The following is a 13,995-nucleotide window of genomic DNA, read 5'->3' as shown; positions in this document are numbered from 1 at the left end:
GGCCGATTACCAAAATGGAGAATCAAGCGTTGGACTTTGCACTGACCGATGAACAACAGATGATTCGTGATATGGCGCGCCAGTTTGCTGACAATGAACTGGCGCCTATCGCGGCGCGCCTGGATGAAAGTGGCGACCGCGAATTGTTTCTGGGTGTGCTCAGGCAACTGTCTGAGCTGGGTTTTATGGGGCTCAATATCCGCCCGGAATACGGTGGTGTGGACGCCGGTGCGGTGGCGTTCAGCGTGGCCATTACCGAACTGGCCCGGGGGTGCGCCTCCACAGCGGTTACCGTCTCGGTTACTAATATGGTGGCGGAGGTTATTCAAACCATCGGTAACGAAGAGCAAAAACAACACTATTTGCCCAAACTATGCAGTGGCGAATTTCGCGCCGGGGCTTTTTGTTTAACTGAGGCTGGTGCCGGCTCTGACCCCGCAGGTATGCGCACCCGCGCGGTGCGGGATGGTGATGACTGGGTACTCAATGGCAGCAAAATTTACATCACCAGTGCCGAATACGCCGGCGTGTTTGTGGTGTGGGCGGTGACCGACAACGACGCCCCCAAAGGTAAGGGTATTTCCTGTTTCCTGGTGGAAGAAGGTGCACCAGGGCTGAAAATTGGCCGTGCCGAAGAGAAGATGGGCCAGAAGGCATCGGTAACTAACGAGGTGTTGTTCGAAGATTGCCGAATACCCGCTTCTGCCTTGATGGGCGAAGAAAACGATGGCTTTCGCATCGCCGTTGCCGAGTTGGCTGGTGGTCGTATCGGTATTGGTTCGCTGGCGTTGGGGGTGGGCCAGGCGGCACTGGATTACGCCCGCCAGCACCTGTTGCAGCGCTACCAGTTTGGCCAGGCGCTCTCTAATTTTCAGGGGTTGCAGTGGATGCTGGCGGATCGCTATACAGAACTGGAAGCGGCGCGCCTGCTGCTGATGCAGGCAGCAGAATTCAAACAGCGCGGTCTGTCGTTTTCCAAACAGGCCTCCATGGCAAAACTGTTCGCCAGTGAGAAGGGCAACGATGCCTGCTATACCGCACTGCAAATGCTGGGTGGTGGTGGCTACGTTAAAGAGTATCCGCTGGAACGTATGGCGCGCGACAACCGCATTACCACCATTTACGAGGGCACCAGCGAAATTCAGCGCCTGGTGATTGCCCGTGAGTTATTGAAAGAAGCCAGAGAGCTAAGTTAAAGGATCGAGCTGATGGATATTAAAAACAAAGTCGCCATTGTTACCGGCGGTGCCTCTGGATTGGGGCGAGCCACTGCAGAGGTGTTGGCACAACAGGGCGCCAAGGTAGCGATTTTTGATCTGAACGACGAGCGGGGGCAGCAAGCGGTGGCGGAAATTGGCGCCGATAAGGCCGCCTTTTTTGCAGTAGACGTCACCAGTGATCAATCTGTCGAGCAAGCCGTGGACGCTGTGGTCAACCACTTTGGCGGGGTGCACCTGTGTGTGAACTGCGCGGGTATCTGCCCGGCAGCGCGTACCCTCAGTCGCGATGGCGAGCCCATGCCACTCTCCGGGTTTTCTACCGCCATCAATATCAATCTGGTGGGCAGCTTTAATGTGGCCCGTGTGGCGGCGGCAGCTATGGCTAACAACGAACCCAGCGGCGAAGCAGGCGAGCGCGGTGTGATTATCAATACCGCATCAGTGGCCGCCTACGAGGGCCAGATTGGCCAGACCGCCTACGCTGCCAGCAAGGGCGGTATTGTTGGGCTGACCCTGCCCATGGCTCGCGATCTGGCGCCACTGGGTATTCGGGTGATGGCCATTGCTCCTGGCATTATGGGTACCCCCATGATCAAAGCCATGCCAGAAAAAGTGCAGGATGCGCTAGTCGCCAACATTCAATTCCCCAAACGCCTGGGGCTGCCTGCGGAAGATTTTGCCGGGTTAGTGGTGCATATCGCTGAAAATGCTTACCTGAATGGAGAGACTATTCGGTTGGATGGCGGGATACGGATGGGGCCGAAATGATTTCAGCTGCGGGCCTCGGGCTACGTGCTGCGAGCAGATTGAGCGAGGTTGTCATTTTGAGCGCAGCGAAGAATCTCACAACTGGCGGCAAGTTTTAAGTCCGTTCGTTGCGCTCGGCAGTGAATCTCGCTCGGGCAGCTCGCGGCTAGTAGCCCGCAGCTCGAAGCTATCTCCTCAACACAACCCCCAACGTCCCCAAAACCAGCCCACACACCGCCCCATATAAATGCGCATCCACCGCTGTTGGCACATGGCTGATGGTGGAGACAATCACTTCTTTGCCAGACAGCTGTTCCATAAACACTTTGATGCCGATAGCGGCCAGAACCACGGCGTTAATAAATGGCATCTGGCGCCACTGCAGAATGGCTGCCGCTACCAGTAGGCCGGTGAGTACGCCGGAAAATCCCATGTACCATTTCAGGGGAGTGAGCCACAAAATGCCTGCACTGACACCGATACACAGCAACGGTACTAATACCAGCCACTGCCGCCAGGTGAAGAAGCCCCGATATAACCCCTGAAACAAAATCACCACCAAAGCGTTGAATATGAGGTGGGTCCAATTGATATGGATAAAGTGCCCACTGAGCAGCCGCCACCACTCACCGTGACCTACAGCGACCCGGTTGAGCGGTAGCATTTGCTGGTAGTTCACCGGTATCAGCTGCGCTGCCACAAACAGGGCACAGCACAACAGAGGAATAAGGTAAACGCTGATTTGTCGCCGCATGATGATGCCCAATGCTCTATAAATGTGACAGGTTCGCCGTTTGCTGGCCGCTAGGCCTCATAAAATGGATTTTTATGTCAGCGGGCTTGTCTGTAAAGAGTTAGTTTTGACGTATCGCCGCGCAACTCGGCAAATAATAACGGGGTTAGGTATGAAAAGGATTGTAACAGCAGCAACACTGCTACTTTTGGCAGCTTTTGCAGCGGCGGATCAATCGCCGCCGAATGTTTTATCTGTTCACGGGCATCACTACCTGCTTCAACTACAGGAGAATCGTACGCTTTCAGAGCAGCTGTCCACATTGATATCTGCTCGTCACTATCGTGGCCGGCTGGCAGGTCAACCTGATAGTTGGGTACGGATGTCAAATGTGGATGGCAGTTGGCAGGGAGTGTTGTCGTTTGGAGGGCAGGTTTATCTGATCGACATGCCTGCTGAGCATAGCACCAGAGAGGGAGTGGCCCGCAGCCAGGTAATGAGTGCCGAGCCCTCGTCGTCATTCCCTCCGGTGGCTTGTGGTCATCCCAACCATAGGCATAACGAACCGCAAAGTAGTCGGGCGCTGGTAAATCTGGATGTGCATTCCGCCTTACAGATTCCGCAACAAGTGGCTTTTTCCAGTTTGTGCCAAACCACCATCGACGATGGCGCCGGTGGCCAAGTGTGCCTGCTGGCGGAGATGGAATTTGCCTTCGATGAGGCGTTTCAAAGTGAGTTTGGCGCCAATGCCCGCGCTCAGGCGGAATCGCTGATCAATATGGTGGAAGGTTTTTACCGCAACGATTTTGGAATTATTTTCGATACCTTGACGTTGGAACTGGTGGATGACTCGGTATTTGATACCACCATCCTTACTGGTAACGATGTGGATTCCGGCGCCTTCCTCGACGATGTACAAGAACGCAAGCGCAACGGCCAACTTCCGTTTATACAAAACTCTCAGGCATTATTGCATGTGGTCACGGGCCTTAATTTTGAAGGTAGTACCGCTGGTGTGGCGTTTGTGGATGCGCTTTGTAATCGTTTTGGGTTTGGTGCGGGCACATCACAAGTGCTTAGGCGTTTTAACGGTGATGCAAATTTACCCCTGACAGCTCTGGTTGTGGCCCATGAAGTTGGCCATAATTTTGGTGCGAACCACGATGGTGATGGCAACAGCTGCAGTGATAGCGGTTTTATTATGGCAGCATCGGTCAGTTCCAGTGCCAGCGAATTTTCCAGCTGCTCACAAGATACGATGGAGGCAGCTATCTCTGCAGTCAGCACACCGGAAAACTGCTTTAACTTCCCCGCCGATCTCAGCATCGTCGCTGCCAGCGGCAACCCCACAAGTGCAACCGCAGGGGTTGAGTTGAATCTGGAGTATACGGTTTCCTCACAGGATGCTTTTCGTTCCTTGTCGGCGCTCATGGCCAGTGGCTCAGTGCCCGCCAATGAAGGGCGCTTTAATTCAGTGGAACTCAATGGTCAGAGTTGTACGGTGGCGTCTGATGGACTCAGTTATACCTGTACAGCCAATAACCCTGCTGCGTCTATGACGCTGTTGGTTCGGGTTGTGGCCAATCAGGATAACGTTCAGTTCAGCCATCAGGTGGCTGTGTCCGGTGATGATGAAATTGTTGATATCAACAGCGGTAATAATGAACAGCAAACCGCACTGGCCGTGACCGCAGCCGCGACAGTTCCCGCCGCTCCCGGTAGCCTGTCTGCCAGCCAGGGCAGTGGCAATAATGTGACCCTTAGCTGGACGGACAACAGCAACAATGAAGACAACTTCCGGATAGAACGCCGTATTGGCGCCGGCAGCTTTGCCACTTTGAGCACCGTGGCTGCCAATATCACCAGTTTTACCGATGCCACCAGTGTTGCCAGTACCAGTTACGGTTATCGAGTAATTGCCGTCAACAGTGTCGGCGATTCGGCGGTCAGTAACGAAGCGACTATTACTACACCGACGCCTGCGCCTACTCCGACACCGACTCCAACACCAGCTCCCAGTGGCGGTGGTGGTGGAGCCACTGGGTGGCTATTGGTGTTTATGGGGTCCCTCCTTCTCTTTCGGGAAAGGAGGGTATTTTGAAATACCTAACCTACTTGCTTGCTTCTCTGTTCTTGGCGGGTTGTGTGGGAGGCGATTTGCACTCAGATAACCAAGCTGTGCAACCTGTCGCGCCGTTGTCTCCATTACAACAGTGGCAGGCACTCAGTTTTAGTGACTACGACTACGATGTGCAGCGCAGTTGTTTCTGCACCCAGGAGTATGTTCGTCCCATGCGGGTGAGTGTGCGGGCTGGCAAGGTGGTTGACGCTGTTTACCTTGATGATGACGGCAAAGTGCACGAAGAGGTACAGGGTTCTCTACGCACCATTGATCAGTGGTTCGCCTATATCACCAAGGGTAAAGAAAAGCCGTTTCACCGCCTGGAGGTGAGCTATCACCCAGAACAAGGGTACCCGACTTCCATTGATGCGGATGTTCGCTCCAGAATCGCCGATGACGAGCAGCAGCTGGTACTGAAAAATTTAACTCCTCGATAGCAAATTGTGATGCGATTCAGATGGACAAAACGGGTCTACTTGCCTAGAATGCCCGGTTAGATTTTCACCGGCCAGAGGGTGCCTGAACCACCGGCTACAGACAGAGAAAAAGCGAGATGAAGCAAATAGCGGCATCTCGCTTTTTTACAGCCTGAAATCAGTGGGTTAGGCTCTTATAGTCGGCGAACTCTGTTTACATTTATCGCCTGAAAATGCACAGAGGATACCGAGTGACAGCTTCTGAACAAGCTCTTCAACCCCCCCGCAAGCCAGCCTTTCTGGTGTTGCAAGACGGTACTGTTTTTCGTGGCACCGCCATTGGTGCTGATGGTATTTCCAGTGGTGAAGTGGTGTTTAACACCGCGCTTACCGGTTACCAGGAGATTCTCACTGACCCGTCCTACGCCAGACAAATAGTTACCCTCACTTACCCCCATATCGGCAACGTAGGTACCAATGCCGAAGATGAGGAATCCAGTCAAATCTGGGCCGCTGGCCTGGTGATTCGCGATTTGCCATTGCTGGTGAGCAACTTCCGCAGTGAGCAGGCGCTGGATGTATACCTTCGCGAGCGCAATATTCTGGGTATTGCCGATATCGACACCCGCAAACTGACCCGCCTGCTGCGAGAGAAGGGCGCTCAAAATGGCTGCCTGATGGCAGGTGACGAGCTGGATGAAGAAAAGGCATTGGCAGAAGCCAAAGCCTTTGGTGGTCTCAAAGGGATGGATTTGGCCAAGGTGGTCTGCACCCAGGAGTCTTACCCCTGGAAAGAAGGCAGCTGGGAGCTGGGTGTTGGCCATACGGAAAAAACCATCGACAAACCGTTCAAAGTGGTTGCCTACGATTTTGGCGTCAAACGCAATATCCTGCGCATGCTGGTGGATCGTGGTGCTGAGCTGACCGTGGTTCCCGCGCAAACACCAGCCTCTGAGGTGCTGGCCATGAATCCGGATGGGGTATTTCTCTCCAATGGCCCCGGTGATCCGGAGCCCTGTGACTACGCCATCGCTGCCATCAAAGAATTCCTGGAAACCGATATCCCGGTATTCGGTATCTGCCTCGGACACCAATTACTGGCGCTGGCCTCTGGCGCGCAGACGGAGAAAATGAAATTCGGTCACCACGGTGCCAACCACCCGGTACAAAATCTGGATGACAAAACTGTATTGATCACCAGCCAGAATCACGGTTTTGCGGTAGGTGAGGCGAGTTTGCCAGACAACCTGCGGGCTACTCACAAGTCTCTGTTTGATGGCTCATTACAGGGAATACACCGCACAGATAAGCCTGCATTCAGCTTCCAGGGCCACCCGGAAGCCAGTCCGGGGCCCCACGATGCGGCGCCCTTATTTGACCACTTTTTTGAATTGATGGAGGCCCGCCGTTAATCGGCGGCCACAGCGATACGGGTATTGATCGACTATGCCAAAAAGAACTGATATTCAGTCCATACTGATTCTCGGCGCAGGCCCCATTGTAATTGGCCAGGCCTGTGAGTTTGACTACTCCGGTGCTCAGGCGTGTAAAGCCCTGCGAGAAGAGGGTTACCGGGTGATTCTGGTGAACTCCAACCCGGCCACCATCATGACCGACCCGGCCATGGCGGATGCCACTTACATCGAGCCCATCGAGTGGCAGACTGTTGCCAAGATTATCGAGGCCGAGCGCCCGGACGCGGTGCTGCCCACCATGGGTGGCCAGACTGCACTCAACTGTGCCCTGGAGCTGTCCAAGCAAGGCGTGTTGAAAGAGTTTGATGTCGAGCTGATCGGTGCCACCGAAGACGCCATCGACAAGGCGGAAGATCGCTCCCGTTTCGATGTGGCCATGAAGTCCATCGGCCTGGAAACCCCCCGTTCCGGTATCGCGCACTCGGTGGAGGAAGCGCTGGGCATTCAGGAGCAGTTTGGCTACCCGCTGATTATTCGCCCCTCATTCACAATGGGTGGCTCTGGTGGCGGTATTGCCTACAACCGCCAGGAGCTGATCGAAATCTGTACTCGCGGTCTGGACTTGTCGCCCACCAACGAACTGTTGATCGACGAATCCCTGTTGGGTTGGAAAGAGTACGAGATGGAGGTGGTTCGGGACAGAAACGACAATTGCATCATTATCTGCTCCATCGAAAACTTTGACGCCATGGGTGTGCACACTGGTGACTCCATTACCGTTGCCCCGGCGCAGACCCTTACCGATAAGGAATACCAGATTATGCGCGACGCCTCCTGTGCGGTGTTGCGCGAGATTGGTGTAGAGACGGGCGGTTCCAACGTGCAGTTTGGTATTCACCCGGATACCGGCCGCATGGTGATTATTGAGATGAACCCGCGGGTGTCTCGTTCCTCGGCGTTGGCTTCCAAAGCCACCGGCTTCCCCATTGCCAAGGTGGCGGCCAAGCTGGCGGTGGGCTACACCTTGGACGAGTTGCAAAACGAGATTACCGGCGGCGCAACCCCGGCATCGTTTGAGCCGTCTATCGATTACGTAGTCACCAAGGTACCCCGTTTCACTTTCGAGAAATTCACCAAAGCCAATGCCAAACTCACCACCCAGATGAAGTCTGTGGGTGAGGTGATGGCCATTGGCCGCACTTTCCAGGAGTCGGTGCAAAAAGCGCTGCGTGGCCTGGAAGAGGGTAAAGCAGGCTTTGACCCCATCGTCGACTTGTCTGGAAAGAGTGACACAGACGAAGCCATGTCCACCATTCGCCAAGAACTGTTGGAGCCAGGCTCCCAGCGCATCTGGTATGTGGGTGATGCTTTCCGTGCTGGTATGAGCGTGGACGAGGTGTTTGATATCTCTGCCATCGACCGCTGGTATCTGGTGCAGATCGAAGACCTGATTAAAGAAGAGCGGGCGCTGGCTGGTCGTACATTGGTCAGTCTGGAAAAGAACGAACTGTTCCGCCTGAAGCGCAAAGGCTTCTCCGATGCCCGCCTGGCTGATCTGCTGGGTGTGGGTGAAAGCGATGTGCGTCGCCACCGTGAATCTCTGGAATTGTTTCCGGTATACAAGCGGGTGGATACCTGCGCCGCAGAATTTGCTTCCTCCACCGCCTATATGTACTCCACCTACGAAGAAGAGTGTGAGTCACAGCCTTCTGACAGGGAAAAAATCATGGTTCTGGGCGGTGGCCCCAACCGTATTGGTCAAGGTATTGAGTTTGACTACTGCTGCGTGCACGCGGCCCTGGCCATGCGCGAAGACGGTTACGAGACCATTATGGTCAACTGCAACCCGGAGACGGTTTCTACCGATTATGACACTTCCGATCGCCTCTACTTTGAGCCGGTAACCCTGGAAGACGTGTTAGAGATCGTTCGCGTCGAGAAGCCCAAGGGCGTGATTGTTCAGTTCGGCGGCCAGACGCCGTTGAAACTGGCTCGCGCCCTGGAAGCGGAAGGTGTGCCTATTATCGGCACCACCCCGGACGCCATCGATCGCGCCGAAGACCGCGAGCGTTTCCAGCAGATGATCAACAAGCTGGGTCTGTTGCAGCCCCCCAATGCCATCGTGCGCTCCGAACAGGAGGCGATCCAGAAGGCCTCAGAAATTGGCTACCCACTGGTAGTGCGCCCTTCCTATGTGCTGGGCGGTCGCGCTATGGAAATCGTTTACAAAGAGGAAGAGCTCAGCCGCTATATGAAAGAGGCGGTGAAAGTCTCCAACGAAGCGCCGGTGTTACTGGATCACTTTCTGTCATCCGCTATTGAAGTGGATATCGACGCGGTTTGCGACGGCGATACCGTGGTGATCGGTGCCATTATGGAGCACATTGAGCAGGCAGGTATTCACTCCGGCGATTCCGCTTGCTCGTTGCCTCCATACAGCTTGCCGGAAGATGTACAAGTGGAAATGCGCGAGATGGTCAAAGCCATGGCCCGCGAGCTGGATGTGAAAGGCTTAATGAATGTTCAGTTGGCCTGGCAGGACGGCAAGATTTACGTGATCGAGGTAAACCCGCGCGCTTCCCGTACTGTACCGTTTGTGTCCAAGTGCATTGGTACCTCCCTGGCAAAAGTGGCGGCCCGCTGTATGGCAAATCAGACACTGGATAGCCAGGGCTTTACCAAAGAAGTTGTGCCCGGACACTACAATGTCAAAGAGGCGGTTTTCCCCTTCAATAAATTCCCTGGTATTGATCCAATTCTTGGGCCGGAAATGAAGTCCACCGGTGAGGTGATGGGTGTGGGTGAAACTTTTGCTGAAGCCTACGGCAAAGCCCAATTAGGTGCCAACGACGCTATTCCTGCCAGCGGCACTGCCTTCCTGTCCGTACGTGAACCGGACAAGGCGGGTATTGCCGACGTGGCCCGTGGCCTGATTGACTTGGGCTTTAACGTGGTTGCCACCGAAGGCACTGCGGCAGTAATTGCGGCAGCAGGCTTGGCTGTGGAAAAGGTGAATAAAGTTCAGGAAGGGCGCCCGCACATTGTCGATCACATCAAATCTGACGAGATCGATATGATCATCAACACCACTGAAGGTCGTCAGGCTATCGCCGATTCTGCCGCTATACGCTCCAGCGCAGAGCAGCACGGTGTGTATTACACCACTACGCTGGCTGGTGGCCGCGCTGTGGTCAATGCCCTGCAGTACGACGGCGGTATCAATGTGCGTCGCTTGCAAGACCTGCATGCTGCAGGCGAGTGATTTAAGAGGAAGACAATGAACAAAATCCCCATGACCGCCACCGGCGAAGCCAAACTTCGTGCCGAGCTGGAACATCTGAAAAAAGTGGAACGCCCGCGTATTGTCGAAGCAATTGCCGAAGCCCGCGAGCACGGTGACCTGAAAGAAAACGCTGAATATCACGCCGCCCGCGAGCAACAGGGCTTTGCCGAAGGCCGCATTCAGGAAATTGAAGGCAAGTTGTCACACGCTCAAGTAATTGACGTCACCACCATTCCGGAAAGTGACAAAGTCATCTTTGGTGCCACGGTGGAAATCATCAACTGCGACACGGATGAAACCGTAAAATACCAGATTGTCGGCGACGACGAAGCCACCGTAAAAGAAGGCAAAATTTCTTACCAGTCGCCCATTGCTCGCGCATTGATCGGCAAAGAAGTGGGTGAAGTGGTTGTGGTCAATACACCATCTGGTGAAGTGGAGTATGAAATCGACAGCGTCGCTCATCTTTAGTTAACCGACTCCTCCCATTTCGGAACTTTATATCCGGAATAGGCTCAATAACTGCGCAATGCCCGTTTGGTGTTGCGCAGTTTTTGTTTCTGTTTTTGATAAGTTGTTTTTCTGATAGACGAGGAGTGGAGAGTGAATTTTTTTAATGGCAAAGTCGCCCTGTTGGCATTGGTGGTGGGCGCGTTTCCCCTGCAATTGGTTGAGGCTTCCGGTTCTGGAGGCTATGGCGGAGGAGGCAATTCATTTCCGCAGCGCTCCCAGCCCAGGCCGGTAGATGCCGCCTATGAGCGTGGCAAAGCGTTGTTTAGAGGCCGTGAAAAAAGCTACGGTGATGTGCGTGTTTGCATGAGCGACAGCGAAACCGGCGAAGCGATTAAAGTGAAAAAGAAGCTGTTAAAACCGTTTAAAAAAGGCAAGGCACTGGATTTCGCCAACACTTTGCACAATTGCAATGTGCCGGAACAAAAAATTGTCGACGTCTACGCTCGCAATGATCTGGCAGCACTGGTGCACTACTTCAACAAGCGTTACAAACTGAAGTTGCAATACTAAGTACTGGCTTTGGTTTTGCGCCAATCCCACAGCAAAGCCAGCGCTACAAGGCCAAACTCCAAGACCACTGCCCAGCCCGGCTGCTGATATAGCCCCAGTCCGGAGTTGGGCATATTTATTCCCGATGCGTATGCCAGTAGTACAGCAAGAGAAGTTGTCCAGGCCCAGCGGCTTGGCCAGATCACCGCAAAGGGCAAAATCCACAGTGCATACCAGGGGTTGAACACCGGGCTAAACAGCAACAACAAACCAAACAGCCAATCCCCACGTGGCAATGTATCAGCCGGCTTTTGCAAGTGTTGCCAGGCGTATGCCGCCCACAACAAGCAAAACGCACTGAGCAGAATCATTTTCAACAAACTCGGCCCAACGGTCGTGCCCAGCAATTGATAAATAGGTGCGTTGAATTGCCAGTTCTCTGCCATTGCGGTTAATCCCTGAGGTAATTGCCCGCCACCGATGGGTAGCCATATGGCTGTCAACACCCCTGCAAATACCAGCCAGCTGCGCCATCGAAAGCGCAAGAGCAGTGGTACCAGAATCAGGGCAAATACTTTTCCTGCAACCGCCAACGCAAGCCACAGAGCTGTGTAATTCCATTGCTGTTTTTTGGTGGTAACCAGTGCGGCCACTAGTGGCAGCAACGCAACAATGTCCGGGTGGGCGGTAAAGGCGAATTCCTTTATGGCCAGTGGGCACCAGGCGTACAAAAGCACAGAGCGTATTGGTGCCAACTTAATCAGTAGAAGTATCAGTACCATATCCAGCAGAGTGAATAACAACTGCAGCGGCCAGATTTTATTAGCGGCTATCAAGTGGCTGAAGGCAAACATATATTGGTTTAGCGGGCCGTAGACAGTTTTTATATCCGGGTGATTAATGCCGTCCAGTGTGGCTTCGTCAGCGTCGGATAAGTTAGATGCCCCAAAAAATTCCGACGGTGGGTGGCTGTATGGAGAACCACTTTCCACCAGCATGCGTCCATCCCACAAAAAGCGATAAAAATCGTCTTCCATTACCGGGAAACTGGTGACGCCAATCAAACGAAACAATAACGCCCAGGCAATGACGGCTTTGATGCATAACTTTTTGTCAGTGTCGTAGTGGCGCCACGCCAAAAAGCAAAGAGCCGCACACAACAAGCTGACGCCCCACAGCTGCCACAGGGTCACACTGCCTTCGCTTTGCGATGACAGCGACAGGTAAGCGTAGGCCAATGCGCTCAGCAAACCGGCAATGTGCAAGGGAAGTTGTGTTGAAAAATAGGCCGGAAAAATTGTGTTTTTCATAACAGGCTAATGAGCGTCTTGGTCTCAAAAAGTTCCGCAAAACTAAATCCATAAAACAGGGTCAAATCGCAGACATCCAGTAAGTGAACGCAGTATGTTTCAACAAAAATCCGTAGCTGTTGTGATACCCGCCTACAACGAAGCTGATGCTATTGGCGCGGTGGTGAGTGACTTGTTGCGGCTGGAAAATAGCAATGGGCTTCCTTTGGTTGACGACATCGTCGTTTGTGACAACGGCTCTACCGACAACACCGCAGCTATAGCTCGCGATGCCGGTGCGCGAGTGGTGTGCGAAGAACGCCCCGGCTACGGAGCGGCCTGCCAGGCGGCCATTACAGCATTGGCTAATCCGGACATTGTGGTGTTTGTGGATGGCGACCACTCTGTTTGTGCTGAAGAAATTCCATTGCTTTTAGTGCCCCTTGAAAACTCCGATCTGGTGATCGGCTCACGGGTGTTGGGGCGCTGTGAAAAAGGCGCTCTTACACCACCCCAGCGTTTTGGCAACTGGCTAGCCAGTGCGCTGATTCGACTATTTTGGAAGGCGCCGGTAACGGATCTCGGCCCCTTTCGGGCAATAAACTGCCAAGCGTTGCAGTACCTCAATATGGAAGACATGGCATTTGGTTGGACGGTAGAGATGCAAGTTAAGGCGGCTATACAAGGCTTTGAAGTTGTCGAAGTGCCAGTGACCACTCGCAAACGTATAGGCAAATCAAAAATCAGTGGAACCTTGAAGGGCGTTATCGGCGCTGCCAGGGGAATATTGCAAACCATCTTTTCATTGTGGTGGCGGCAGCGCAGGAGCAACCTGCAGGCTCGCACCGTATCGCACTGACGCAATTCGGAGAAAATATAGTGAAGTTGATAAAAGCCGTTTCAATGACTTTTTTGTTGAGCCTGTCGATGCTTGCCAATGCCGCACCAAAGGCAGAGTTGTGGAGTATTTGGAACCGTTCCAACGAATCCAGTTCAGAAGTGATTGACCACAGTTTGTGGCAACAAGTGCTGGATAAGTACTTGCAGGCTAACCACTCGTCCGGCGTGAACCGTTTTGACTATGGCGCAGTGAATGGTGAAGGGGAAGAATTGCTATCGGATTACCTCGACTATCTTCAGGAATTAGACCCCAGAGAATATTCCAGGGCAGAACAAAAAGCCTATTGGATTAACTTTTACAACGCCTTGACCATTCAGCGAATGCTAGAGGCCTACCCGGTGAAATCGATACTGAAAGTTGGAGGTGGCTTGTTTACCTGGGGCCCTTGGGATGACGCCCTGGCGGAGGTGGCTGGAGAGGAGCTGACCCTGAACGACATCGAGCATCGTATTTTGCGCCCCATCTGGAACGATCCGCGCCTGCACTTTGCGGTTAACTGCGCCAGTATCGGTTGCCCCAACTTGCAAGCCAGAGCGTTTACTGCCGAGAACTCAGAACAATTGTTGGCGCTGGGAGCGAAAGAATACCTGTCTCATAAGCGTGGTGCGCACTTCGACAACAAAGGCCGCCTGGTGCTATCAAAAATATTTGAATGGTACGGCGTGGATTTTGGTGATTCAGAGCGGGCGATTATCCAGGCTCTCAGCCAATATGCGCCGGATGATCTGGCTCAACGTATGCGTGAGCACCGAGGTAAGGTGAAATATGAATATGATTGGGATTTGAATAAACCGTAGTTTCGATTTGTCGGAAATAAAAAAGCGGCTTTGGTTCTTAATCGAGGCCGCTTTTTTTACTTGCTAGTAG

General features: G+C 53.4%; 13 protein-coding genes. 10 read left to right on the top strand and 3 right to left on the bottom strand.

The features are described 5' to 3' along the window. Positions 1 to 29 precede the first annotated feature (29 nt). Complete coding sequence (locus QSV34_RS08090) at positions 30 to 1,196, top strand: acyl-CoA dehydrogenase family protein (RefSeq protein WP_289153575.1); 1,167 nt, start codon at positions 30 to 32, stop codon at positions 1,194 to 1,196. Between the two features lie 12 nt (positions 1,197 to 1,208). Continuing rightward, complete coding sequence (locus QSV34_RS08085) at positions 1,209 to 1,988, top strand: SDR family NAD(P)-dependent oxidoreductase (protein WP_289153573.1); 780 nt, start codon at positions 1,209 to 1,211, stop codon at positions 1,986 to 1,988. Positions 1,989 to 2,154: 166 nt separating this feature from the next. Here QSV34_RS08085 and rrtA read toward each other — a convergent pair whose 3' ends face one another. Then, complete coding sequence (gene rrtA, locus QSV34_RS08080) at positions 2,155 to 2,721, bottom strand: rhombosortase (RefSeq protein WP_289153572.1); 567 nt, start codon at positions 2,719 to 2,721, stop codon at positions 2,155 to 2,157. Positions 2,722 to 2,798: 77 nt separating this feature from the next. Further along, positions 2,799 to 3,023 carry a hypothetical protein gene (locus tag QSV34_RS08075; protein ID WP_289153570.1) on the bottom strand — a complete coding sequence of 75 codons (225 nt, stop codon included), beginning with the start codon at positions 3,021 to 3,023 and terminating at the stop codon, positions 2,799 to 2,801. Between the two features lie 59 nt (positions 3,024 to 3,082). Between QSV34_RS08075 and QSV34_RS08070 the strand changes: the two genes are divergently transcribed. The 6 genes from QSV34_RS08070 (at position 3,083) to QSV34_RS08045 (ending at position 10,959) form a co-directional block, all read left to right on the top strand. Next, entirely contained in the window at positions 3,083 to 4,801 is a 1,719-nt protein-coding gene (locus tag QSV34_RS08070; RefSeq protein ID WP_289153569.1) for a M12 family metallo-peptidase, read from the top strand. After that, positions 4,798 to 5,259, top strand: a complete 462-nt coding sequence (locus QSV34_RS08065) for a DUF6174 domain-containing protein (protein WP_289153568.1) — start codon at positions 4,798 to 4,800, stop codon at positions 5,257 to 5,259. Before QSV34_RS08070 ends, QSV34_RS08065 begins: the two co-directional genes overlap by 4 nt. A gap of 230 nt (positions 5,260 to 5,489) precedes the next feature. Then, complete coding sequence (carA, locus tag QSV34_RS08060) at positions 5,490 to 6,650, top strand: glutamine-hydrolyzing carbamoyl-phosphate synthase small subunit (protein WP_289153566.1); 1,161 nt, start codon at positions 5,490 to 5,492, stop codon at positions 6,648 to 6,650. A gap of 34 nt (positions 6,651 to 6,684) precedes the next feature. Continuing rightward, positions 6,685 to 9,915 (top strand): carbamoyl-phosphate synthase large subunit, encoded by a 3,231-nt coding sequence (gene carB, locus QSV34_RS08055; protein ID WP_289153565.1) that lies wholly within the window; start codon positions 6,685 to 6,687, stop codon positions 9,913 to 9,915. A 15-nt stretch (positions 9,916 to 9,930) separates the two neighbouring features. After that, the gene (greA, locus tag QSV34_RS08050; protein WP_289153564.1) at positions 9,931 to 10,407 is read left to right on the top strand and encodes a transcription elongation factor GreA; all 477 of its coding nucleotides are present in this window, start codon (positions 9,931 to 9,933) and stop codon (positions 10,405 to 10,407) included. 132 nt (positions 10,408 to 10,539) lie between these two features. Further along, positions 10,540 to 10,959, top strand: coding sequence for a hypothetical protein (locus QSV34_RS08045; protein ID WP_289153563.1), 420 nt, complete (start codon positions 10,540 to 10,542; stop codon positions 10,957 to 10,959). Here the strand turns inward: QSV34_RS08045 and QSV34_RS08040 are convergent. Next, positions 10,956 to 12,248 (bottom strand): MptA/MptB family glycosyltransferase, encoded by a 1,293-nt coding sequence (locus QSV34_RS08040; RefSeq protein ID WP_289153562.1) that lies wholly within the window; start codon positions 12,246 to 12,248, stop codon positions 10,956 to 10,958. The genes QSV34_RS08045 and QSV34_RS08040 overlap by 4 nt on opposite strands. A gap of 94 nt (positions 12,249 to 12,342) precedes the next feature. Here QSV34_RS08040 and QSV34_RS08035 point away from each other — a divergent pair, with 94 nt between their 5' ends. Continuing rightward, positions 12,343 to 13,086 carry a glycosyltransferase family 2 protein gene (locus QSV34_RS08035; RefSeq protein WP_289153561.1) on the top strand — a complete coding sequence of 248 codons (744 nt, stop codon included), beginning with the start codon at positions 12,343 to 12,345 and terminating at the stop codon, positions 13,084 to 13,086. A gap of 44 nt (positions 13,087 to 13,130) precedes the next feature. After that, a complete protein-coding gene (locus tag QSV34_RS08030) occupies positions 13,131 to 13,925 on the top strand; it encodes a DUF547 domain-containing protein (RefSeq protein WP_289153560.1) in 795 nt (264 codons plus the stop codon). Positions 13,926 to 13,995 lie beyond the last annotated feature (70 nt).

This window comes from Porticoccus sp. W117, from assembly GCF_030341905.1.
Classification (GTDB): domain Bacteria; phylum Pseudomonadota; class Gammaproteobacteria; order Pseudomonadales; family Porticoccaceae; genus SCSIO-12696.
Note: the sequence above shows the minus strand (reverse complement) of the source record. Positions and strands in the feature narration are given on the sequence as shown.

Excerpts from the sequence above, each read along its gene's own strand:
- QSV34_RS08085 (WP_289153573.1), top strand. The coding sequence starts at position 1,209 with ATGGATATTAAAAACAAAGTCGCCATTGTTACCGGCGGTGCCTCTGGA.
- rrtA (WP_289153572.1), bottom strand. The coding sequence starts at position 2,721 with ATGCGGCGACAAATCAGCGTTTACCTTATTCCTCTGTTGTGCTGTGCC.
- QSV34_RS08075 (WP_289153570.1), bottom strand. The coding sequence starts at position 3,023 with ATGTGGACAGCTGCTCTGAAAGCGTACGATTCTCCTGTAGTTGAAGCA.
- QSV34_RS08070 (WP_289153569.1), top strand. The coding sequence starts at position 3,083 with ATGTCAAATGTGGATGGCAGTTGGCAGGGAGTGTTGTCGTTTGGAGGG.
- carB (WP_289153565.1), top strand. The coding sequence starts at position 6,685 with ATGCCAAAAAGAACTGATATTCAGTCCATACTGATTCTCGGCGCAGGC.
- greA (WP_289153564.1), top strand. The coding sequence starts at position 9,931 with ATGAACAAAATCCCCATGACCGCCACCGGCGAAGCCAAACTTCGTGCC.
- QSV34_RS08040 (WP_289153562.1), bottom strand. The coding sequence starts at position 12,248 with ATGAAAAACACAATTTTTCCGGCCTATTTTTCAACACAACTTCCCTTG.
- QSV34_RS08035 (WP_289153561.1), top strand. The coding sequence starts at position 12,343 with ATGTTTCAACAAAAATCCGTAGCTGTTGTGATACCCGCCTACAACGAA.
- QSV34_RS08030 (WP_289153560.1), top strand. The coding sequence starts at position 13,131 with ATGACTTTTTTGTTGAGCCTGTCGATGCTTGCCAATGCCGCACCAAAG.